Annotated in this window: 23 protein-coding genes, 1 tRNA gene and 1 other RNA gene; 11 read left to right on the forward strand and 14 right to left on the reverse strand. The window is 53.8% G+C overall.

Annotated features, from left to right (window positions below; all coding sequences use genetic code 11):
• Positions 1-56 precede the first annotated feature (56 nt).
• From RT644_RS17090 to RT644_RS17100, 3 genes are all read left to right on the forward strand, one after another.
• Positions 57-132, forward strand: a tRNA-Lys gene (locus tag RT644_RS17090).
• A 24-nt stretch (positions 133-156) separates the two neighbouring features.
• Positions 157-287: non-coding RNA, RtT sRNA (locus RT644_RS17095), on the forward strand.
• A gap of 395 nt (positions 288-682) precedes the next feature.
• Positions 683-1,030, forward strand: a complete 348-nt coding sequence (locus RT644_RS17100; protein WP_313627355.1) for a FlxA-like family protein — start codon at positions 683-685, stop codon at positions 1,028-1,030.
• Here RT644_RS17100 and RT644_RS17105 read toward each other — a convergent pair.
• Positions 1,021-1,950, reverse strand: a complete 930-nt coding sequence (locus tag RT644_RS17105; RefSeq protein WP_045510263.1) for a LysR family transcriptional regulator — start codon at positions 1,948-1,950, stop codon at positions 1,021-1,023. The two genes, RT644_RS17100 and RT644_RS17105, sit on opposite strands and share 10 nt — an antisense overlap.
• A gap of 89 nt (positions 1,951-2,039) precedes the next feature.
• Here RT644_RS17105 and RT644_RS17110 point away from each other — a divergent pair, with 89 nt between their 5' ends.
• On the forward strand, positions 2,040-3,029 hold the full coding sequence (locus RT644_RS17110) for a bile acid:sodium symporter family protein (protein WP_020454645.1): 990 nt from the start codon (positions 2,040-2,042) through the stop codon (positions 3,027-3,029).
• On the opposite strand, the gene RT644_RS17115 is transcribed toward RT644_RS17110, so the two are convergent.
• The 3 genes from RT644_RS17115 to zipA all read right to left on the reverse strand — a co-directional run bounded on the left by RT644_RS17115 (position 3,026) and on the right by zipA (position 6,326).
• Positions 3,026-3,241: a DUF3820 family protein gene (locus RT644_RS17115; RefSeq protein ID WP_020454646.1), complete on the reverse strand. Its 216-nt coding sequence runs from the start codon at positions 3,239-3,241 to the stop codon at positions 3,026-3,028. The genes RT644_RS17110 and RT644_RS17115 overlap by 4 nt on opposite strands.
• A complete protein-coding gene (gene ligA, locus RT644_RS17120; RefSeq protein ID WP_045510268.1) occupies positions 3,242-5,260 on the reverse strand; it encodes an NAD-dependent DNA ligase LigA in 2,019 nt (672 codons plus the stop codon).
• 70 nt (positions 5,261-5,330) lie between these two features.
• Positions 5,331-6,326, reverse strand: a complete 996-nt coding sequence (gene zipA / locus RT644_RS17125; RefSeq protein ID WP_045510270.1) for a cell division protein ZipA — start codon at positions 6,324-6,326, stop codon at positions 5,331-5,333.
• A gap of 226 nt (positions 6,327-6,552) precedes the next feature.
• On the opposite strand from zipA, the gene cysZ reads away from it, so the two are divergent.
• The 5 genes from cysZ to crr all read left to right on the forward strand — a co-directional run bounded on the left by cysZ (position 6,553) and on the right by crr (position 11,394).
• Positions 6,553-7,314, forward strand: a complete 762-nt coding sequence (cysZ, locus tag RT644_RS17130; protein WP_045510272.1) for a sulfate transporter CysZ — start codon at positions 6,553-6,555, stop codon at positions 7,312-7,314.
• Between the two features lie 140 nt (positions 7,315-7,454).
• A complete protein-coding gene (cysK, locus tag RT644_RS17135) occupies positions 7,455-8,426 on the forward strand; it encodes a cysteine synthase A (protein ID WP_017458913.1) in 972 nt (323 codons plus the stop codon).
• A gap of 383 nt (positions 8,427-8,809) precedes the next feature.
• Positions 8,810-9,067 carry a phosphocarrier protein Hpr gene (gene ptsH, locus RT644_RS17140; RefSeq protein WP_007370907.1) on the forward strand — a complete coding sequence of 86 codons (258 nt, stop codon included), beginning with the start codon at positions 8,810-8,812 and terminating at the stop codon, positions 9,065-9,067.
• Between the two features lie 50 nt (positions 9,068-9,117).
• On the forward strand, positions 9,118-10,845 hold the full coding sequence (ptsI, locus tag RT644_RS17145; RefSeq protein ID WP_020454650.1) for a phosphoenolpyruvate-protein phosphotransferase PtsI: 1,728 nt from the start codon (positions 9,118-9,120) through the stop codon (positions 10,843-10,845).
• 39 nt (positions 10,846-10,884) lie between these two features.
• Entirely contained in the window at positions 10,885-11,394 is a 510-nt protein-coding gene (gene crr / locus RT644_RS17150; RefSeq protein ID WP_020454651.1) for a PTS glucose transporter subunit IIA, read from the forward strand.
• 45 nt (positions 11,395-11,439) lie between these two features.
• Here the strand turns inward: crr and pdxK are convergent, their stop codons facing one another.
• The 10 genes from pdxK to RT644_RS17200 all read right to left on the reverse strand — a co-directional run bounded on the left by pdxK (position 11,440) and on the right by RT644_RS17200 (position 19,768).
• Complete coding sequence (pdxK, locus tag RT644_RS17155) at positions 11,440-12,279, reverse strand: pyridoxine/pyridoxal/pyridoxamine kinase (protein WP_313627356.1); 840 nt, start codon at positions 12,277-12,279, stop codon at positions 11,440-11,442.
• Positions 12,280-12,296: 17 nt separating this feature from the next.
• Positions 12,297-13,208, reverse strand: coding sequence for a cysteine synthase CysM (gene cysM, locus RT644_RS17160; RefSeq protein ID WP_313627357.1), 912 nt, complete (start codon positions 13,206-13,208; stop codon positions 12,297-12,299).
• 101 nt (positions 13,209-13,309) lie between these two features.
• A complete protein-coding gene (gene cysA, locus RT644_RS17165; RefSeq protein ID WP_269230601.1) occupies positions 13,310-14,404 on the reverse strand; it encodes a sulfate/thiosulfate ABC transporter ATP-binding protein CysA in 1,095 nt (364 codons plus the stop codon).
• Positions 14,394-15,269 carry a sulfate/thiosulfate ABC transporter permease CysW gene (gene cysW / locus RT644_RS17170; protein ID WP_269230600.1) on the reverse strand — a complete coding sequence of 292 codons (876 nt, stop codon included), beginning with the start codon at positions 15,267-15,269 and terminating at the stop codon, positions 14,394-14,396. Before cysW ends, cysA begins: the two co-directional genes overlap by 11 nt.
• A complete protein-coding gene (gene cysT / locus RT644_RS17175; protein WP_017458920.1) occupies positions 15,269-16,099 on the reverse strand; it encodes a sulfate/thiosulfate ABC transporter permease CysT in 831 nt (276 codons plus the stop codon). Before cysT ends, cysW begins: the two co-directional genes overlap by 1 nt.
• Positions 16,099-17,115, reverse strand: coding sequence for a sulfate ABC transporter substrate-binding protein (locus RT644_RS17180; protein WP_020454656.1), 1,017 nt, complete (start codon positions 17,113-17,115; stop codon positions 16,099-16,101). The genes cysT and RT644_RS17180 overlap by 1 nt, the downstream gene beginning before the upstream one ends.
• Before the next feature lie 162 nt (positions 17,116-17,277).
• Complete coding sequence (locus tag RT644_RS17185) at positions 17,278-18,177, reverse strand: Dyp-type peroxidase (RefSeq protein WP_313627358.1); 900 nt, start codon at positions 18,175-18,177, stop codon at positions 17,278-17,280.
• Positions 18,178-18,270: 93 nt separating this feature from the next.
• Positions 18,271-18,846 (reverse strand): RpoE-regulated lipoprotein, encoded by a 576-nt coding sequence (locus tag RT644_RS17190; protein WP_313627359.1) that lies wholly within the window; start codon positions 18,844-18,846, stop codon positions 18,271-18,273.
• 60 nt (positions 18,847-18,906) lie between these two features.
• Positions 18,907-19,356, reverse strand: a complete 450-nt coding sequence (locus RT644_RS17195; protein ID WP_313627360.1) for a DUF2919 domain-containing protein — start codon at positions 19,354-19,356, stop codon at positions 18,907-18,909.
• Positions 19,343-19,768, reverse strand: coding sequence for a GNAT family acetyltransferase (locus tag RT644_RS17200; protein WP_017458925.1), 426 nt, complete (start codon positions 19,766-19,768; stop codon positions 19,343-19,345). The genes RT644_RS17195 and RT644_RS17200 overlap by 14 nt, the downstream gene beginning before the upstream one ends.
• A 213-nt stretch (positions 19,769-19,981) precedes the next feature.
• Between RT644_RS17200 and amiA the strand changes: the two genes are divergently transcribed.
• Both amiA and hemF read left to right on the forward strand, forming a co-directional pair.
• Positions 19,982-20,857, forward strand: a complete 876-nt coding sequence (gene amiA, locus RT644_RS17205) for an N-acetylmuramoyl-L-alanine amidase AmiA (RefSeq protein WP_313627361.1) — start codon at positions 19,982-19,984, stop codon at positions 20,855-20,857.
• Entirely contained in the window at positions 20,854-21,756 is a 903-nt protein-coding gene (gene hemF, locus RT644_RS17210) for an oxygen-dependent coproporphyrinogen oxidase (RefSeq protein ID WP_313627362.1), read from the forward strand. The genes amiA and hemF overlap by 4 nt, the downstream gene beginning before the upstream one ends.
• The last annotated feature ends 188 nt before the right edge of the window (positions 21,757-21,944 follow it).

Raw genomic sequence — 21,944 nt, forward strand, 5'->3', positions numbered from 1 at the left:
CACCTCCCTTACAAGGAGGGGGTCGGCGGTTCGATCCCGTCATCACCCACCACTTCGGGTCGTTAGCTCAGTTGGTAGAGCAGTTGACTTTTAATCAATTGGTCGCAGGTTCGAATCCTGCACGACCCACCAATGTAAAAAAGCGCCCTAAAGGCGCTTTTTTGCTATCTGCCCAAGTTAAAAATTCGGACCTGCAGCAGGTTCGGGTCGAACGTAGTGAGACAAGGTCGCCGCTTGCGGCGACGGCCCGAAGGCGAGTAAAGCGAGTCATCCTGCACCACCCTCCAATGTAAAAACGGCGCTGGCGGCGCTTTTTTGCTATCTGCTATTCACCATTCTCCTGCCCTGTTCCAGCCGTCAGTTGAAATCCAGTGATTACCAACCCGCGCGATTCCAGTTATGTGACCAGTAAATCGATGAATTTTTCCCGCCGAACAATTTACCTTAAAGCAGCATACAAACAATTAAATCCACGTTAAGTTAGCTAAAAAAACCACCCTGACCACAATGTGAAAACGAATAAAATTACAGTATTTTCAATAAGTAAACACGGTAATGTATATCCATAATTTATCCTTAATATCCCGATATGATGCCCGCCGAACGGCCATTCGATGAACACAATTCAAGAAATAGATGATGTCGGCCGATAACCATGTTTTATGGCAAAAAGGAGTGTGCAATGACCACAATTTCGACACCAACAGCGTCAATTCAAACGGGTAGCGCGGGTAGTTCATCGTCTACCGGCAACGATACCGCTTCGCAAATCAGCCGCATTACTCAGAAGATCACCAAGCTGACGCAGCAGCTGAAAGAAATCGCTAACGGGAGCGGTTCTACGGAAGACAAGAAGAAACAGCAAGAGATGATTCAGACTGAAATCCAGCAACTGCAAGCGCAGCTGGCGCAACTGCAGCGCAAACAGGCTGAAGAAGCAGAGCAGAAACAAGCCCAGCAGCACCCGCAAACGAAAGCGGAAGGTGTTAACAAACCTTCCGACGATCATCAGATTGATATTTACGTCTGAGTAAATAACGGATCGTCCTCACGGGCCTGGTTTAAACACCGGGCCTGTTCTCTGACAACTTCCCACAATGCCTGCGCCGCCCCTGAGAGCGACCTGTTTTTTCGCCGCACCAGCATAATTTTGCGCTGCATATCCGGCACCAGCCGTTTTACCGCCAGCTCGCTTCCCTGCGGCAGCGGCAAGGCGAGTGCGGGCAGAATACTAATGCCTATTCCCGCTTCGACCATCGGAAACAGGGTTGCCGGGTGGCCAATCTCCTGCACGATTGTTGCGCGTACGGCGAAATGGCGCAGCGCCGCATCGATAAGCGGTCGGCTACCAGACGCGTAATCCTGCACCACTAATTGCGCCTCATCCAGCGCCGACCACGGCACCTCAGCAAGCTGTGCCCACGGATGATCGTTACGACACAGCAAAAAGAATGGCTCCTCAAGGATCTCTTCGCTTTCAAAATCGTTCACCGGGCCAGGATCGATAACAATGCCAAAATCCACCTCGCCCTGGCGAATGCTCTCCAGCACCCATTGCTGCGGCCTGTCGTGCAACACAAAATCAATTTCCGGATAACGCTGGTTGCTGCTGGCGATGCATTGCGGGATCAGGTGCGCCGAAATGGTCTGGCTCGCCGCCACGCGCACCGTGCCAGTCAGTTGCTGCCCGACACGCCCGGCTTCACGCAGCGTGCTGCTAAGCTCATCTAACAGTCGTTCGAGGCGTCCGGCCAGTTGATGCCCGGCTTCGGTCAGCACCACTTCGCGGGTGGTGCGGTCGAGTAAGCGCACGCCGGTTTGCAGTTCCAGCTCTTTCACGCTGTGGCTTACCGCCGACTGGCTGAGGCCGATTATCTCCCCAGCCCGGCTAAAACTCTTGGCTTGCGCCACCGTGACGAAGACACGTAACTGACGTAAGGAATAATTCATCTTATAAATTCATGAATGGATGCAATAAATCAATTTTATTTCTCAAAGTAGAAAAAGCACAATAGCGACACCGACTTTCAGGAGTGCACATGAAACTTTTTCGTATCCTTGATCCTTTTACGCTCACGCTGGTATGTACCGTTTTGCTGGCCTCTTTCTTCCCGGCGCGCGGCGGTTTTGTGCCATTTTTCGAGGGGCTGACCACCGCCGCCATTGCGCTGCTGTTTTTTATGCATGGGGCGAAGTTGTCGCGCGAGGCGATCATCGCTGGCGGTAGCCACTGGCGTTTACATCTTTGGGTAATGTGCAGCACGTTTGTGCTTTTCCCGGCGCTCGGGGTGCTGTTTGTCTGGTGGTCGCCGGTGAATGTCAGCCAGGAGCTGTATACCGGTTTTCTGTATTTGTGCATTCTGCCTGCGACCGTTCAATCGGCAATTGCCTTTACCTCGCTGGCGGGCGGTAATGTCGCGGCGGCGGTTTGCTCAGCATCGGCTTCCAGCTTACTCGGCATCTTCCTGTCGCCGCTGCTGGTCGGCCTGCTGATGGATCTGCACGGCGCAGAAGGCAGTCTTGAGCAAGTGGGCAAGATCATGCTGCAACTGCTGCTGCCGTTTGTGCTGGGGCATCTTTCCCGCCCGTGGACCGGCGCTTTTGTGGCAAAGCATAAGAAATGGATTTCAAAAACCGACCAGACGTCGATTCTGCTGGTGGTTTACTCCGCCTTTAGCGAAGCGGTGGTGAACGGCATCTGGCATAAAGTGGGCATCGGTTCGCTGCTGTTTATCGTGGTGGCAAGCCTGGTGTTGCTGGCGATTGTCATCGTAGTGAACGTAGTGGTGGCACGGAAATGTGGCTTTAACAAAGCCGATGAAATCACTATTGTTTTCTGCGGTTCGAAAAAGAGCCTCGCCAACGGTATTCCTATGGCCAACATCCTGTTCCCGACGTCGGTGATTGGCATGATGGTGCTGCCGCTGATGATCTTCCATCAGATCCAGTTGATGGTCTGCGCCGTGCTGGCGCGCCGTTATAAACGTCAAACAGAGCAACAGCAGGCGCAGGAAGCGGCGAAAGCTTAATTGCGTTTCAGGGGCTGTACCAGGTGGCTCAGCCCTTCCGTTTTGATCAGTAACGTTATTTGCATCAACTCGCCCAGCCGCCCGGCGGGAAACGAATCCTTCCGGGCAAACCACAGCAGATACTCTTCGGGCAGATCGATAAGCCGCCGCCCCTGATATTTACCAAACGGCATGAGCGTATTTGCAATCTCGACCAGCTGTTCCTTTTCCATTTACGCTCCCAGCAGGCGCATCATCTCAGCTTCGTCGATAACCTCTATACCCAGTTCCTGCGCTTTCGCAAGCTTAGAGCCTGCGGCTTCCCCGGCAATCACCAGATCCGTTTTCTTCGACACGCTGCCCGCCACTTTTGCCCCTAAGGCTGTTAAACGTGCTTTGGCGTCATCGCGCGAAAGCTGGCTCAGGCTACCGGTCAGCACGATGGTTTTCCCGGCAAACGGGCTGTCGATCTCTTCAGCCTTGACGACAACCGGCGCAGGCCAGTGAATGCCAACATCCTCAACTAACTGGCGGATAACCTCGCGGTTGCTCTCTTCATTGAAGAAGTTGTCCACGTGCTTCGCGACCACAACCCCGACATCAGGTACTTTTTGCAGCTCATCAACGCTTGCTGCCATCAGCGCCTCCAGCGTACCAAAGTAAGCCGCCAGACCAGCGGCTGTGGCTTCGCCAACCTCGCGGATACCGAGCGCATAGAGGAAACGGGCAAAGGTCGTCTCTTTGGCTTTCTCCAGCGCATTGACCACGTTTTGCGCCGATTTAGGCCCCATACGATCCAGCCCCGTCAGCTTACCGGCCGTCAGGCGGAACAGGTCTGCCGGCGTGTGGACGTACTCTTTTTCAACCAGTTGGTCGATTATCTTGTCGCCCATACCATCCACATCCATCGCGCGACGGGAGACAAAATGCTTCAGTGACTCTTTACGCTGAGCACCGCAAATTAAGCCACCGGTACAGCGAGCCACCGCTTCGCCTTCAACACGCTCAACATCGGAACCACACACCGGGCAGTGCGTCGGGAAAACCACTTCACGCGTCTCTTCCGGGCGTTCGGAAAGCACCACATTGACCACCTGCGGGATAACATCACCGGCGCGGCGAATCACTACTTTGTCGCCAATCCGCAAGCCAAGGCGGTCAATTTCATCGGCGTTGTGCAGCGTTGCATTGCTGACCAGCACCCCGGCAACGTGTACCGGCTCAAGCCTGGCGACAGGCGTAATTGCGCCGGTTCGCCCGACCTGGAATTCCACATCGCGAACAAAGGTCATCTGCTCCTGCGCCGGGAATTTAAAAGCGACTGCCCAGCGCGGCGCGCGGGCGACAAAGCCCAACTGTTCCTGTAAATCGAGCGAGTCGACCTTAATCACCACGCCGTCAATATCAAAACCGAGCGTTGGGCGATCGGCTTCAACCTGGTGATAGAAAGCCAGCACCTCTTCCGGCGTGTTGCAAAGGCGTATGCGGTCACTTACCGGCAGCCCCCAGGCTTTGAACTGCTGCAAACGCCCCAGATGGCTGCGCGGCAGTTCGCCGCCTTCGAGAATACCGATGCCATAGCAGAAGAAGGTCAGCGGGCGTTTGGCGGTGATACGCGGATCGAGCTGGCGCAATGAGCCTGCGGCTGCATTGCGCGGGTTGGCAAAGACTTTCGCACCGGTACGACGCGCATCTTCGTTGATTTTTTCAAAACCCGATTGCGGCAAAAACACTTCACCACGCACTTCAAGACGGGCGGGGATATTGTCGCCGTGCAGCTTGAGCGGGATGGCGCGGATAGTGCGCACGTTAGTGGTGATATCCTCTCCGGTGGTGCCATCGCCGCGCGTTGCCGCACGCATCAGCACACCGTTTTCGTAGAGAATACTGACCGCCAGGCCATCCAGCTTTAGCTCGCAGCAGTAGGTAAGCGCGTCGGTGCTTTTCAGCCTGTCCTGCACACGTTTGTTAAAAGCGAGGAAACTCTCTTCGTCAAACACGTTGTCCAGCGACAACATCGGCACTTCATGGCGTATCTGGCTAAAAGCCGTAAGCGGCGCTGCGCCAACACGCTGCGTTGGCGAATCCGGCGTGACTAAATCAGGGCGCTGCGCTTCGAGCTCACGCAGTTCACGCATCAGACGATCGTACTCGGCGTCCGGGATCTCCGGCGCGTCCATAACGTGGTACAGATATTCATGATGGCGAAGGCTGGTTCGCAGTTCTGTCAGTTGTTGTTCAATTGAGTCCATATTGCACCATCAATGATAAAAAACCCCCGACTGGCGGGGGTTCTGGAAGGAAATAATGTTCGTGGTCCCGTTACGCGTTGGCGTCTTTGACCTCGCGAATACGATCCTGGTATTCACGTAATTTCTGCGGCGTCATCATCCGACGCTGATCGTCCAGCACCACACCACCAACTTCATCGGCGATATGCTGTGCGGATTGCAGCATCAGTTTAAAGTTTTGCAACTCGTCGCCATAGGAAGGCACCTGCATAAAGATGGTGACGCCTGGCGTTGCCATCTCACTCATCGTATCGACATCAAACGTGCCGGGGTTCACCATATTCGCCAGGCTGAAGAGCGCCGGGCCACTGCCGTCCGGGCTAAGATGACGATGGAAGATGCTCATATCGCCGAATTTGAACCCGGCCTGCAAAATGCTGTTCAGCAGCACTTCGCCATTCAACGTGCTGCCATGGTGTGCAGCAACGTTCATAATAATCACGGTTTCTTTGCGCTGCGGTTTTTCCACCGGCGCTTCGACAACCGGCTCAGGTTCCGGCTGAGGCGCGGGCTGCGCAATTTCAGGTTGCGATTGATACTGCGGCGCAGGCTGCTGAGGTGCCATTGGTTGCGGCTGTGACTGTGGGGCAACAGGCTGTTGCGGTGCGTGACGCACCGGCTGCGTTTCAAAGGCAGGTGCCTGCGCAGGGCGCTCCGGCTGCTGCTGGGAATAAGGCTGCTGCGCGTGGTGCGGTGGCTCTGCGGGTTGAACCGGCGGTGCCGACGGGCGTGGCTGTGCCGACGCATAAGGCGGCTGATATTGGTGCTGACGCGGCGCGTCCTGCTCGTTACTGGCTCCCGGCGCGTGGTTCACTTTATGAACCCGCACTTCACCTACGCCTTCGTCTTCTTCGACATCCTCGTCATCCAAATCGTCGTCGTCACGTCTCGACTTCATGCGTTTTAATGGGCGATCCCGGAACATGGACGAACGTTCTTTGCGACTGGTCCAAAACCCATGAACCAGCAAAGCAATTATGGCGATCGCGCCAACAATGATTAATATCAGACGCAAATCCTGCATCATTATATTCTCTGTTGTTCTAACACCTTGCCACCACGGCAAACATTTACTCACTAAGAGTATTTGCCCATTACGTCAAGTGCAAGTGCGCGCGTGTCTTTCACAGCATAAAGATGAATGAAATTGTGCTTTTTGCTGTTTTTTCGAACATTTCCGAACGGGTTTCCCCAGTATGATGAATATTATAAGCTGCAGTTTTCGGTCGTCATGAAAGGAGTATGGCCAGATTATGGTTTCATCATCCCCGTCTGTTGCTCGCAGCGGCATGTTTTACTTTTCCCAGGGCTGGAAACTGGTCACTCTGCCAGGCATTCGCCGCTTTGTGATCTTGCCATTAATGGTGAATATTTTGCTGATGGGCGGTGCGTTCTGGTGGCTGTTTACCCGGCTCGATAGTTGGATCCCTTCGCTAATGAGCCATGTGCCGGAGTGGCTACAATGGCTTAGCTATTTACTGTGGCCAATTGCCGTTATCTCAATTTTGTTGGTGTTCGGCTACTTCTTCTCAACCCTTGCGAACTGGATTGCCGCTCCGTTTAATGGCTTGCTGGCAGAACAACTGGAAGCACGCCTTACCGGTGCGACACCGCCCGATGTCGGCGTTTTTGGGCTGCTAAAAGATGTACCGCGTATCATGAAGCGCGAATGGCAAAAACTAGCCTGGTATCTGCCCCGCGCCCTGCTGCTGCTGGTACTTTATTTTATTCCCGGTATTGGGCAAACCATTGCCCCGGTGTTGTGGTTTCTGTTCAGTGCGTGGATGCTCGCTATCCAGTATTGCGACTACCCGTTTGATAACCATAAGGTGCCGTTTAAAGCGATGCGCGTTTCCTTGCGTGAACGCAAGGTTATAAATATGCAATTCGGTGCGCTAACCAGCCTGTTTACGATGATTCCGGTGTTGAACCTGGTCGTGATGCCAGTAGCGGTGTGTGGCGCAACGGCGATGTGGGTCGATTGCTACCGGGAAAAACACGCAATTTGGCGATAAGGATTTATTCCGTTTCTTATTCCATACTGATTAGCATTATTTCACCTCAGCATATAGATATGCGATTTCCTTACTTCCCCATCAACAGTAAGTGCGTATGCTGAGGTGGTTCCCAAATTTCATACAGTTAAGGACGGGCTATGAGTAAGATTTTTGAAGACAACTCGTTGACGATTGGTCATACGCCGCTGGTTCGACTGAACCGCATCGGTAACGGCCGCATTCTGGCGAAGGTCGAATCACGTAACCCAAGCTTCAGCGTAAAATGCCGTATCGGTGCCAATATGATTTGGGATGCCGAAAAACGCGGGGTGCTGAAACCGGGCGTAGAACTGGTTGAACCGACCAGTGGTAACACCGGGATCGCACTGGCCTATGTAGCGGCTGCACGCGGCTACAAACTGACGCTGACCATGCCGGAAACCATGAGTATCGAACGCCGTAAACTGCTGAAGGCATTAGGCGCGAACCTGGTACTGACGGAAGGCGCCAAAGGCATGAAGGGCGCAATCCAGAAAGCGGAAGAAATTGTCGCCAGCGATCCGGCGAAATTCCTGCTGTTGCAGCAGTTCAGTAACCCGGCTAACCCGGAAATTCATGAAAAAACCACCGGCCCGGAAATCTGGGAAGACACCGATGGCCAGGTTGATGTATTTATCTCCGGCGTGGGCACTGGCGGTACGCTGACTGGCGTAACGCGTTATATCAAAAATACCAAAGGCAAAACTGACCTGATCACCGTCGCGGTCGAGCCAACTGACTCTCCTGTTATTTCCCAGGCGCTGGCAGGCGAAGAGCTGAAGCCAGGACCGCACAAAATTCAGGGCATCGGCGCGGGTTTTATTCCCGGCAACCTGGATTTGAAACTGATCGACAAAGTTGTCAAAATCACCAACGAAGAAGCCATCAGCACCGCGCGTCGTCTGATGGAAGAGGAAGGTATTCTGGCGGGTATCTCTTCAGGCGCTGCCGTTGCGGCGGCGCTGAAATTGCAAGAAGACGAGACCTTTACCAATAAGAATATCGTGGTGATTCTGCCATCTTCTGGTGAGCGTTATTTGAGCACAGCATTGTTTGCCGATCTGTTTACTGAAAAAGAACTGCAACAGTGATGCCAGATTGTTAAATCAGCTCAAAAAAGCACCCATCGCGGTGCTTTTTTGTGGCATATATCAAATTTTTGTCCTACCTGGCATTGCCTGAAACCTCCCGGTCTGGTATTTAACCATCACATTTATTTTGATGCGCGAAATTAATCGAAGGCAAGATTTCACCAAGCTGAATCGATTTTATGATTTGGTTCAATTCTGCCTTTCGCTGCATAATGTTTAATGACGAGCGAAACGTCAGCAGCCAGAAGCGCCAGCGTTTGGTTGCGCCAGGCAGGCTTCTGTAGTTTGTCCCGTTGCGCCGGCGCTAACAATACAGGCTAAAGTCATGCCGCCAGGCTAGACTTTAGTTCCACAACACTAAACCTATAAGTTGGGGAAATACAATGTTCCAGCAAGAAGTTACCATTACCGCTCCGAACGGTCTGCATACCCGCCCTGCTGCTCAGTTTGTTAAAGAAGCAAAAGGCTTCTCTTCTGAAATCACTGTGACTTCTAACGGCAAAAGCGCTAGCGCGAAAAGCCTGTTCAAACTGCAAACTCTGGGCCTGACTCAAGGTACTGTTGTGACGTTGACCGCTGAAGGCGAAGACGAGCAAAAAGCGGTTGAGCATCTGGTTAAACTGATGGCAGAACTTGAGTAAGTTTTACTTACGAGTTCTTTTCAAGATCAGTCACAAGTAAAGGTAGGGTTATGATTTCAGGCATTTTAGCATCCCCGGGTATCGCTTTCGGCAAAGCACTGCTGCTGAAAGAAGACGAGATCGTCATCGACCGGAAGAAAATTTCTGCCGACAAGGTTGACCAGGAAGTTGAGCGTTTCCTGAGCGGTCGTGCCAAAGCATCGGCACAGCTGGAAGCAATCAAAACGAAAGCGGGTGAAACTTTCGGTGAAGAAAAAGAAGCCATCTTCGAAGGGCATATTATGCTGCTGGAAGATGAGGAGCTGGAGCAGGAAATCATAGCCCTGATTAAAGATAAGAACATGACTGCCGATGCGGCAGCGCATGAAGTTATCGAAGGTCAGGCTACAGCCCTGGAAGAGCTGGATGATGAATACCTGAAAGAACGTGCTGCTGACGTACGTGACATCGGTAAGCGTCTGCTGCGCAACATCCTGGGTATGCCGATTATCGATCTGAGCGCGATTCAGGAAGAAGTAATTCTGGTTGCGGCCGATCTGACACCGTCAGAAACTGCTCAGCTGAACCTGAAAAAAGTGCTTGGTTTTATCACTGATATCGGTGGTCGTACTTCTCACACGTCTATTATGGCACGCTCCCTTGAGTTGCCAGCGATTGTGGGCACAGGTAGCGTCACCACTCAGGTTAAAAATGGCGATTATCTGATCCTCGATGCGGTTAACAATAAAGTTTACGTTAACCCAAGCGACGAAGAGATTGAGACACTGCGTGCGGCGCAGGCTCAGGTTGCCGAAGAAAAAGCCGAACTGGCGAAACTGAAAGATCTGCCGGCGATCACCCTTGATGGTCACCAGGTGGAAGTGTGCGCCAACATCGGTACCGTTCGCGATATCGCGGGCGCTGAGCGCAATGGCGCTGAAGGTGTTGGTCTGTACCGTACCGAATTCCTGTTCATGGATCGCGACGCCCTGCCGACTGAAGAAGAGCAGTTCGACGCCTACAAAGCGGTGGCTGAAGCCTGCGGTTCTCAGGCAGTTATCGTTCGTACCATGGACATTGGCGGCGACAAAGAGCTGCCGTACATGAATTTTCCGAAAGAAGAGAACCCGTTCCTGGGCTGGCGCGCCGTACGTATTGCGATGGATCGTAAAGAGATCCTGCGCGATCAGGTACGCGCTATTCTGCGCGCTTCCGCTTTCGGTAAACTGCGAATTATGTTCCCGATGATCATCTCTGTTGAAGAAGTGCGCGCACTGAAGAAAGAGATTGAGATCTACAAACAAGAATTGCGTAACGAAGGCAAGGCGTTTGACGAGAGCATTGAAATTGGCGTGATGGTAGAAACCCCTGCTGCCGCGACAATTGCCCGCCATCTGGCGAAAGAAGTTGATTTCTTTAGTATCGGTACCAATGATTTGACGCAGTACACCCTGGCGGTTGACCGTGGTAATGATATGATTTCACATCTTTACCAGCCGATGTCACCGTCTGTACTCACCCTGATCAAGCAAGTTATTGATGCTTCTCATGCGGAAGGCAAATGGACTGGCATGTGTGGTGAGCTTGCTGGCGACGAACGTGCTACACTTCTGTTGCTGGGGATGGGTCTGGATGAATTCAGTATGAGCGCCATTTCTATCCCGCGCATTAAGAAGATTATTCGTAACACAAACTTCGAAGATGCGAAGGTGTTAGCAGAGCAGGCTCTTGCTCAACCGACAACGGACGAGTTAATGACGCTGGTTAACAAGTTCATTGAAGAAAAAACAATCTGCTAATCCGCGAGATGCGCCCAAATTACTGCTTAGGAGAAGATCATGGGTTTTTTCGATAAACTGAAATCTTTGGTTTCTGATGATAAAAAAGACACCGGAACCATTGAGATTATTGCCCCGCTTTCTGGCGATATCGTCAACATTGAAGATGTACCGGATGTTGTGTTCGCTGAGAAAATCGTTGGCGATGGCATTGCTATCAAACCGACCGGTAACAAAATGGTAGCCCCGGTTGATGGTACTATCGGCAAAATCTTTGAAACCAACCATGCCTTCTCTATCGAATCCGATAGTGGCATTGAACTGTTTGTTCACTTCGGTATCGACACCGTTGAACTGAAAGGTGAAGGTTTCAAACGCATCGCAGAAGAAGGCCAACGCGTAAAAGTTGGCGACCCGGTAATCGAATTTGATCTGCCGCTGCTGGAAGAGAAAGCCAAGTCAACCCTGACGCCGGTGGTAATCTCCAACATGGACGAAATCAAAGAGCTTATCAAACTTTCTGGTAGCGTAACCGTGGGTGAAACCCCGGTGATCCGTATCAAAAAGTAATGCGTAATGCATAAAAGAATGGCGCCGAAAGGCGCCATTTTTGCTTTACGGCGGCGGTAAAATCAGCTCGTCATAGCCTTTTTCCAGCGTATATCCCATCACTTCTACGACCCGATCTCCTGCAGCCTGTATAGCCACATCGAGCGCTTTACCCTGAACAATACCGCTCACCAGTTCAGAACAAAACAGGTCGCCAGTACCTTTGAGATCCGTCGCCACACGCGGATAACCGCTGATATGAACCGCATCGGCGGTAACCAGTACCACGTGAATGTGCTCACCTTGCTGCTCAACCGGCGCACTGGTGATCGCCACCCAATGCAGCGACGCCGATAGCAGGCCCTTTGCCGCCTCAATCGCACTTTGCAAATCCCGGCATGGCTGACCGCTCAGCACTTCCAGCTCGAACACATTTGGCGTAATGCCCTGCGCCAGTGGCAGCAGATGTTCACAATATGCCTGCGGGATTTCTGGTTTTACGTAAATGCCGCTATCGGTATCGCCGATCACCGGATCGACCAGAATCAACAGGTGTGGATGTTTTTCCCGCAGCGCCGTGAGCCACTTCGCCAGCAGCTTAATCTGACTGGCGCTACCCATATATCCCGTCGTGACCGCTTTAACGCTACGCAGAACATCACGCTCTTCCAGCGCCTGCAAATAGCCGCTAAACCACTCGTCGGGAATGACGCCGCCGTAAAAGGTGTCATAGTGCGGCGTGTTACTGAACAGCACCGTCGGCACGGCCAGTACGTTCAAATGGTGCTGGCGAATATTCGGCACCGCTATACTGTTGCCCACGCTACCGTAGACAACCTGTGATTGTACGGCAACGATATCGGCCTGCTGCGCCCGAGTCTTATCCCTGAACAGGATCATCTCCATTCGGTCTCCTTAACGGGTTAAATCCCCGCGCCCTGCGAATAACTCTCTTCACCAAATACGCCAGTAGAAAGATAGCGATCGCCGCGATCGCAAATAATGGCGACGATCACCGCGCCCGGGTTCGCTTTCGCCACCCGCATTGCCCCGGCTACTGCGCCGCCGGAACTGACACCGCAGAAAATGCCTTCCTGTACCGCCAGCGCGCGCATGATATTTTCCGCTTCGCGCTGATGGATATCCAGTACCTCATCAACCAGAGACGCGTTAAAAATCCCCGGCATATACTCGGCAGGCCAGCGGCGAATGCCGGGAATACTGCTGCCCTCTTCCGGCTGCAAACCGACAATCGTCACTTTTTTATCCTGCTCGCGCAGAAAACGCGATACGCCTGTGATGGTGCCAGTCGTGCCCATACTGGAGACAAAATGCGTGATTCGCCCGCTGGTCTGCCGCCAGATTTCCGGGCCGGTGGTGGTGTAATGTGCGTAGGGGTTATCCGGGTTGTTAAACTGATCGAGCAGTTTGCCTTCACCGCGCGCTGACATCGCCAGTGCCAGATCGCGCGCCCCTTCCATTCCCTGCTCTTTGCTGACCAGAATCAACTCCGCGCCGTAGGCACGCATCGCGGCGCGCCGCTCCTGGCTCATGTTGTCCGGCATCAGCAATTTCATGCGGTAGCCTTTCAGCGCGGCGATCATCGCCAGCGCGATACCTGTATTACCGCTGGTCGCTTCAATCAGTACGTCGCCGGGTTTAATCTCCCCACGCTGTTCCGCCTGCACAATCATCGACAGTGCCGCTCTGTCTTTTACCGATCCCGCCGGATTGTTGCCTTCCAGTTTGACCCAGATTTCACTCCCGTTGTCCGGGCTCAGGCGTTGCAATTTGACCAGCGGCGTATTGCCAATGGTTTGTTCTAATGTGTTCACAATCGCTGTCCAATAAAAAACCCGGTCGCAGGATGCATACCGGGCTTGTAGGCCGGGCAAAGCTGTACGCTATCCGGCAGAAACCACGTCTGTTTAAGCTATCAGGCAGAATCCGCCAGAGCAAGTTCTGCGCGGGCCTCAATGCGTTCATTACCGTTATATAAACGGGCATGTTGCAGGCCGACAAACAGACGCTCACCGCGCTGGGGGGGATGTTCATCACGCATCACCACGGTCAACGGCTCCGGGTTCCAGCCCAGCGGTTGCACAACCAGTTGGGTGTAATGACCCTTCGGACTGGCTTCCAGCACCTGTACCGGCAGCGGAGAATCGAGGCTGGTGCGACGGCTGACATCCACTTCCCACGGGCGCAGGAACAGATCGACATCCCCCTGGTAAGCCGGCGTATAACCAAGCGGCCAGCGGTGCGCACCAACATGGAATTGCCCACCGCTCACGGTGCCTTTCAGGCGGTTAACCTCACCCATAAACTCCAGCACAAAGCGGGTGGCGGGCTCTCGCCAGACCTGATCCGGCGCATCCGCCTGTTCAATGTTGCCCTGGCTCATCACAACGACGCGATCGGCAACTTCCGTCGCCTCTTCCTGATCGTGCGTCACGAATACGCTGGTGAATTTCAGCTCTTCATGCAACTGGCGCAACCAGCGACGCAGCTCTTTACGCACCTGCGCATCAAGCGCGCCGAAAGGTTCATCCAGCAACAGGATTTGCGGCTCCACCGCCAGCGCACGCGCCAGCGCCACACGCTGTTTCTGCCCACCGGAAAGCTGCGCCGGGAAACGGTCTGCCAGATGTGCCAGTTGCACCATCTCCAGCAGTTGCATCACTTTCGCTTTGATCGCCGCCGCATTTGGCCGTTCGCGGCGCGGCAGCACCGTCAGGCCGAAAGCGATATTGTCGAACACCGTCATATGACGAAACAGCGCATAATGCTGGAACACAAAACCGACGCGGCGCTCGCGCGCATGCAAACGGCTGACGTCAGTACCATGAAAACGAATGCGCCCGCTGGTCTGATGCTCAAGACCAGCAATAATACGCAGCAACGTGGTTTTACCGGAACCGGACGGGCCCAGCAACGCCACCATCTGGCCGGATGGGATATCAAGAGAGATATCATTCAGCACCTGGGTGCGACCAAAAGACTTCTTAATATTGGCAATCTCAATGCTCATGATTTCCCTCCTGTTGCTGGCGTTTTTCCTGATTATTCAAACGCCACTGCAACGCACTCTTTAAAAACAACGTCAAAATAGCCATCAACGTCAGCAGAGCCGCAGCGGTAAACGAACCGACGATGTTGTAATCCTGCTGCAGTAATTCAATTTGCAGCGGCAGCGACAGGGTTTCACCGCGGATAGAACCGGAAACCACTGACACCGCGCCAAATTCGCCAATCGCCCGCGCGTTAGTGAGCACTACGCCGTACAACAGCGCCCAGCGGATATTCGGTAGCGTCACGCGCTTGAACATCTGCCAGCCGGACGCGCCAAGCAGAATCGCCGCTTCATCTTCCTGGCTGCCCTGGCTTAACATCACCGGCACCAGTTCACGCACGACAAACGGGCAAGTCACAAACACGGTAACCAGCACCATGCCCGGCCAGGCGAACATAATTTGCAGATTATGCGCATCCAGCCAGCCGCCAAGTGGGCCGTTTGAGCCATAAAACAGCAGATAGATCAGACCTGCGACCACCGGCGACACAGCAAAGGGAATATCCAGCAGCGTCAACAGTAACTGGCGGCCCGGGAAATTAAAGCGCGTCACCAGCCAGGCCAGCAACGTGCCGAATATCAGGTTCAGCGGCACCGAGATCAGCGCAACCAGCACCGTCAGCCAGATGGCATGGAGCATGTCGGCGTCCGCGAGGTTTTCCAGAACTGGCATCAGGCCTTTGCTAAACGCCTGCACGAAAATGTAAACCATCGGCACGACGAGGATAAACGCCGAGACAATCACTCCCGTGCCAATCAAAAACCATTTGCCCCAGTTCACCTGAGGCTTGTCATAGCGTTTCAATTCAGTTATTTCCGCCATTAGTGACCTACCACACGCTGACCAAAGCGACTTTGCAGGGTGTTAATGGAAAACAGCAACAGCAAAGAAGCCGCCAGGATCACCGAGGCAATCGCGCTCGCCGCCGGGTAATCAAACTCCTGCAAGCGTACAAAAATCATCAACGAGGTCACTTCGGTCTTCCAGGCGATGTTACCGGCGATGAAGATCACCGCGCCAAACTCGCCAAGGCTGCGGGTAAACGACAACGCTACGCCCGCCATCAATGCAGGAGAGAGTTCCGGCAGCACCACTTTGCGAAAACTTTGCCAGCGCGTCGCGCCCAGGGTTTCCGCCGCCTCTTCATATTCCGGCCCCAGCTCTTCCAGTACCGGCTGAATGGTGCGCACCACAAACGGAATGCTGGTAAATGCCATCGCCACCGCGATACCGAGCCAGGTATAAGTCACTTTGATATCAAACTTCGCTAGCCATTCGCCGTAAAAACCATTCACCGAAAACAGCGAGGCCAGCGTCAGACCCGCCACTGCCGTTGGCAGCGCAAAAGGTAGATCCATCAGCGCATCCAGCAGGGTGCGGCCCGGAAAGCGGTAACGAGTAAGGATCCATGCCATCAGCAAGCCAAACACGCCGTTAAAAACGGAGGCGACAAAGGCTGCAATCAGCGTGACTTTATAAGCGGCCACAACCTGCGGATTCGTGACCACCTCCCAGTATTGCGCCCAGCTCATCTGCGCCAGCTGCATCACCAGTGCGCTCAGTGGCAACAGCAATATCAGACAAACAAAAAACAGGCTGCTGCCAAGGCTTAAACCAAAGCCAGGCAGCACGCGTTTTGATCCTGCAAACATCACTTACGCCCCGCCGCCAGCAACGTGTCCAGCTCACCACCGCTGGCGAAATGGGTTTTCATCACTTCAGGCCAGGAACCAAACTTGTCCTCTACGCGGAACAGCGCCGTCTGCGGGAATTTATCGCTCAGTTTCGCCATCACTTCCGGGTTGTTCACGCGATAGTAGTAATCAGTGATGATGGTTTGCGCCTGTGGGCTGTAAAGCCAGGTGAGATAAGCTTTGGCCGCTTTTTCTGTGCCGTTGGCTTTCACGTTTTTATCCACCCACGCAACCGGGAATTCAGCCAGGATGTTGACTTTCGGTACGACAACCTCAAAACCCTGCGCTTCATACTGCTTACGGATGTTATTCACTTCCGATTCAAACGAGATCAGCACATCGCCAAGCCCGCGCTCAACAAAGGTAGTTGTTGCGCCGCGACCGCCGGTGTCGAACACTTCAACGTTTTTGAGGAACTGGGTCATAAACTGCTGAGTTTTGGCTTTGTCGCCGCCATCCGCTTGATCCGCTGCGCCCCAGGCCGCCAGATAGGTGTAGCGCGCATTGCCGGAGGTTTTCGGGTTCGGGAAAATCAGTTTTACATCACTGCGCACCAGATCGTTCCAGTCGTGAATGTTCTTCGGGTTACCTTTGCGAACCAGAAACGCCATCGTTGAGTAGAACGGCGAGCTGTTATTCGGCAAACGGCTCTGCCAGTCCGCCGGGATCAGGTTGCCTTTGTCGTGCAGGATCTGCACGTCGGTGACCTGGTTATAGGTCACGACGTCCGCTTTCAACCCTTGCAGAATCGCCAGCGCCTGCTTTGAGGAGCCAGCGTGAGATTGCTTAATGGTCAGCTTGTCACCGCCGTTATCTTTCGCCCATTGCTGTTCGAACGGCGTGTTAAGGGCCGCAAAGAGCTCGCGTGATACATCATAAGAGCTGTTAAGCAGTTCCGTCGCTTGTGCCTGAGCGGCCCACAGCGTCAGCGCTGCCAGCGTCAGATATCCTTTTTTCAGTAAGTTAACGGCCATTGCGCACCCTTATAAGCTGATGACATTTCGTCACTCAGTTTATTTATAACGGGTGTGAAACCAGTAACGGTTTTATATACCAATTGGTGATTTGGAATCAGAAAAGAATATAAGCAGAAGGGAGCAGTGACCGGGTTTCCCCGGTCTGCAGAAGTGCGTGGTTTACAGCGCCAGCAGCGTATCCAGCGACGGCGCGAAGTAGTAGCCGCCGGTCACCGGGCGGGTAAAACGCAGCATGGCGTCGCGCTTACCATCGGTATCGCCAAACATGCTCAGCAGTTGCTGCTCAATGTTGTACAAACGGGCGCAATAGGTGCAGAAATAGAGCCCATGCGTGCCGCTGGCGGTGCCATAAGGCAGGCTCTGGCGGACGATTTTCAGCCCTTTGCCGTTCTCTTTCAGATCAACACGCGTCAGGTGTGACGTGTCGGGGCGCGCATCACCGTCGATCTCTTCATTGGCCTCTTTGGTGCGGCCGATCATCATCTCCTGATCGCCCACGCTCATGCGATTAAGCTGCTTGAGGTTATGCTCCCAACGCTGCACCATCACGTAGCTGCCGCCGGCGTCCACGCCATCCTGAATAATGGCAACCTCGCGGCGTTTCTCATCGCCTGCCGGGTTTTCCGTACCATCGATAAAGCCGCTCAAATCGCGCTCTTCCACCCAGCGGAAACCGTGCGTCTCTTCTTTAACGTCAAGCGACTCACCGAACGCCGCCAGCGCAGCCTGAGCGACGGAGAAATTCACATCGTGGCGCAGAGAAAGAATATGGATCAGCACATCTCGCTGTGTGGCGGGCGCCAGGCCTTTGCCATACGCCGGAAAATCTTTTAGCTCGTCTGCGCCTTCGGCACCGTTCAGTGCGCGCCAGGTCTTGTTGCCAAAGGCAATAGTCGCGCCCAGCGCCGCATCGGGGAATTGCAATTGAAAGGTCGCCAGCTTATCGGCGAATACGCGGCTCGCCACACGCAGGGCATCGGTGTCCCCTTTCACGTTGGCTTCAATCCAAATCGCCGCACGGCAATGTTCTGGCAAAATGCCGCTTTGAACCTGGGACATGACTCCTCCTGGAAAAAAACAGGCCACGAAACCGTGGCGATAATCGCGGTATTGTACCTGTTTTTCCCCCAGCAGCAGCGAGTTGAGATCAAATTAACGGCGCCAGATGAACTTGCTCACTTTCCAGTTTTTCAGCGCATCATCGGATGGCATCAACCCTTCCGGGCCGCTCCACTGGCCGGTAAACACATAGCTGATATGCTGGCTACCCGGCGCTTTACACTCTACGCCCACGCTGTCATCGCCCGCACCTTTCACACAGTTACCGAAAGCTTTATCAAACAGCGAATTGAACGGCGCGCCGATTTTTACCCCTTTATCCGTGGCGATACTATTGTCGAGCACATCAATACGGCTGACAGTGCCGTTTTCTCCGTTCACCACCAGCGCCAGTTTGTCGTCTTTTAGCGCTTCAAAATAACGAACGATACTGCCTTTTTCCGTCTTCATGCCGCTACGCAGGTGGTAATCGCCACCCAGCGCATCCTGAATTGCCTGCTCGTTTAGTGGCGTGCTGGCGGTGATGTTACCAACGCCGTTGTCGCTCACCTCGACAGATGAACCAAACCAGTTCCACGGATAGGCCGCCGACCAGTTGACGGAAGCCAGCGTCGAGCAGCCGGATAACGCCAGCGGCAGAACGCAAATAAGTGTACGCAGGGATTTCATGCTTCATTCCTTTTATTCATTGAACGCCTGTTGGAGTCCCGGAAGAGAAAAAAGTGCCGCTTAATGTTGAGCAAGGGAAAAACAGGCCCGAAGACGCCGGTTTGTCGCAAGCCACCACAGCGCAAACAGATCGGCGATAACCAGAAACAGCCCAATCCCGGAGAGCGCCTCGCCGGTAAACCAGCGCCAGGGTTGCCATACCAGCAGCGCCAGTTGCACCAGCAATACCAGCGGGTAGAGTGCGCGCCACAGGCGGGGAAAATGATCGCGGCGGCCGCTCAGTAAAAAGGTCAATGCCGCAGGAATACCGGGCAGCAAGCCCAGCCAGAAATCATCGTGATCGGGGTAAAACAACGCTAACAGCGCATCCCCCTGCCCGCGCGATGCCCCCGCAATAACAAACAGCACCCAGGTGCGTGCCTGTAGCAGCAACACGCACCAGAACAGAAAAGGGAGTTTCAGGCGACCATGACTGTCGTAATCGGCGGGATAAATCTCAGTACTCTTCATCTTCAATCAAACGCTTGCCCAGACTGGCCGAATCCATATGTTCATAACCGAGGCGCTCATACATGCCGATAACCATCTCGTTATCTTCCCGCACCATCAGGTTGATTTTCGGGCAGCCGCGGGCAATCAGCTTTTTCTCCAGCCGGCTCAACAAGGCGTTAGCGATGCCGCGCCCGCGAAACTCAGGATGAACGCCAAGGTAATAAGCCGATCCGCGATGACCGTCATAACCGCCCATCACCGTGCCGACCACTTCCCCGCCGACTTCGGCGACCAGAAACAGACTCACATCGTGATTCACTTTGCGTTCAATATCCATTTCCGGATCGTTCCATGGTCGCAACAGCTCACAACGCTCCCACAAGGTGATCACTTCTTCGAAATCTTCCTGGCGAAAAACGCGTATCTCCATGGTATTCCCCGTCATTTTCAGCTGTGTAAACGTAGATTATGGCCCTAAGCGCCTCTGTCGCCAATATCCGGCATCTTCAGCACTGAAATTTGGCATAATGTCACTCTGTCACGTATTGAAATGAAAAGTAAAACATTAGTTCGCACGGATAGTCGTAACGGTAAACACGATACGATATAACACCAGGGACCACGAATAAGACAATTCAGGCGTATGAGCACCTTTAAACCTTTAAAAACACTTACCTCGCGTCGTCAGGTGCTGAAAGCAGGCCTGGCCGCCCTGACATTAACGGGTATGTCTCGCGCTATCGCAAAGGACGAGACACCACTTAAAACCACGCCCGGGCACAGTAAACCGAAAGCCAGGAAAGCCGGCGCGAAACGCATTGTGATGCTTGATCCGGGCCACGGCGGTATTGATACCGGCGCGATTGGTCATAACGGTTCGCAAGAAAAACACGTGGTGCTGGCGATCGCCAAAAACGTCCGCGCCCAGTTGCGTGCGCAGGGAATTGATGCGCGCCTGACGCGCACCGGCGATAAATTTATTCCGCTTTATGATCGCGTAGAGATTGCCCACCAGCACGGTGCAGATCTGTTTATGTCGATCCACGCCGACGGCTTCACCAACCCAAGCGCTGCGGGCGCGTCGGTGTTTGCGCTTTCCAATCGCGGCGCCAGTAGCGCGATGGCGAAATACCTGTCGGATAAAGAAAACGCCGCCGACGATCTGGCCGGGAAAAAAGCCAGAGACAAAGATCACCTGCTCCAGCAAGTGCTGTTCGATTTGGTGCAAACTGACACCATTAAAAACAGCCTGACGCTCGGCTCGCATATTCTCAAGCAGATCAAACCGGTACACCGCCTGCATAGCCGCAACACAGAACAGGCGGCATTTGTGGTGCTAAAATCGCCTTCGATACCGTCCGTGCTGGTGGAAACCTCGTTTATCACCAACCCGGCAGAAGAGAAGCTGCTCGGCACAGCGGCGTTTCGCCAGAAAATCGCCAGCGCCATTGCCGACGGTGTACTCAGCTATTTTAGCTGGTTTGATAATCACAAAGCCCACACGAAGAGACGCGGATGACCACGCCTGATATCCACCCGGTTAAAAACGCCCTGCTAAATTTGCAGCACAAGATCTGTGACCAGCTGAGTGCCCTTGATGGCAGCGCATTTATTGAAGATGCGTGGACGCGTGCGGCAGGTGGCGGTGGGCGCAGCCGTGTGCTGCGTGATGGCAGCGTGTTTGAACAGGCGGGCGTCAATTTTTCGCACGTTCACGGCGACGCAATGCCCGCTTCGGCCACCGCGCACCGCCCGGAACTGGCGGGTCGCAGTTTCGAAGCGATGGGCGTTTCGCTGGTGGTTCATCCGCGTAATCCGTATGTACCCACCAGCCATGCCAATGTGCGCTTTTTTATCGCCGAAAAACCCGGTGCGGAACCGGTGTGGTGGTTTGGCGGCGGCTTTGATTTAACGCCCTACTACGGTTTTGAAGAGGATGCTCGCCACTGGCACCGCACAGCGCGCGATATCTGTTTGCCGTTCGGCGAAGAGGTATATCCACGCTATAAAAAGTGGTGTGACGATTACTTCTACCTTAAACACCGTGATGAACAGCGCGGCATTGGCGGGTTGTTTTTCGACGATCTCAACACGCCGGATTTCGATCACTGCTTCGCTTTTATGCAGGCGGTGGGTAATGGCTATCTCAAGGCTTATTTGCCGATTGTTGAACGCCGCAAAGCCACGCCTTATGGCGAGCGCGAGCGCGACTTCCAGCTTTACCGTCGCGGCCGGTATGTGGAGTTCAATCTGGTGTGGGATCGCGGCACCCTGTTTGGCTTACAAACCGGCGGGCGCACTGAATCCATTCTGATGTCGATGCCGCCGCTGGTGCGCTGGGAATACAATTATCAGCCCGCCGAAGGCAGCCCGGAAGCCGCCCTCAGCGAGTTTATAAAAGTCAGAGACTGGGTGTAATTTCTTTAATTCTCAAGCCGGATAAAGTGCGCTGTTCAACGGATATGTCGCTGATGAGGTATTGTTCCGTGCACAGATGTTCAACAATTTCTGAAACATCGCTACATGTGAACGGGAAAAGGGGAGCTGCCGCGCTCCCCTTTTCAATGCCCGCATCTGCGCGATAAATCGGTGCTTTGCACTACGCT

Origin of the sequence: Kosakonia sp., from assembly GCF_032104925.1 — a bacterium.
GTDB lineage: Bacteria > Pseudomonadota > Gammaproteobacteria > Enterobacterales > Enterobacteriaceae > Kosakonia.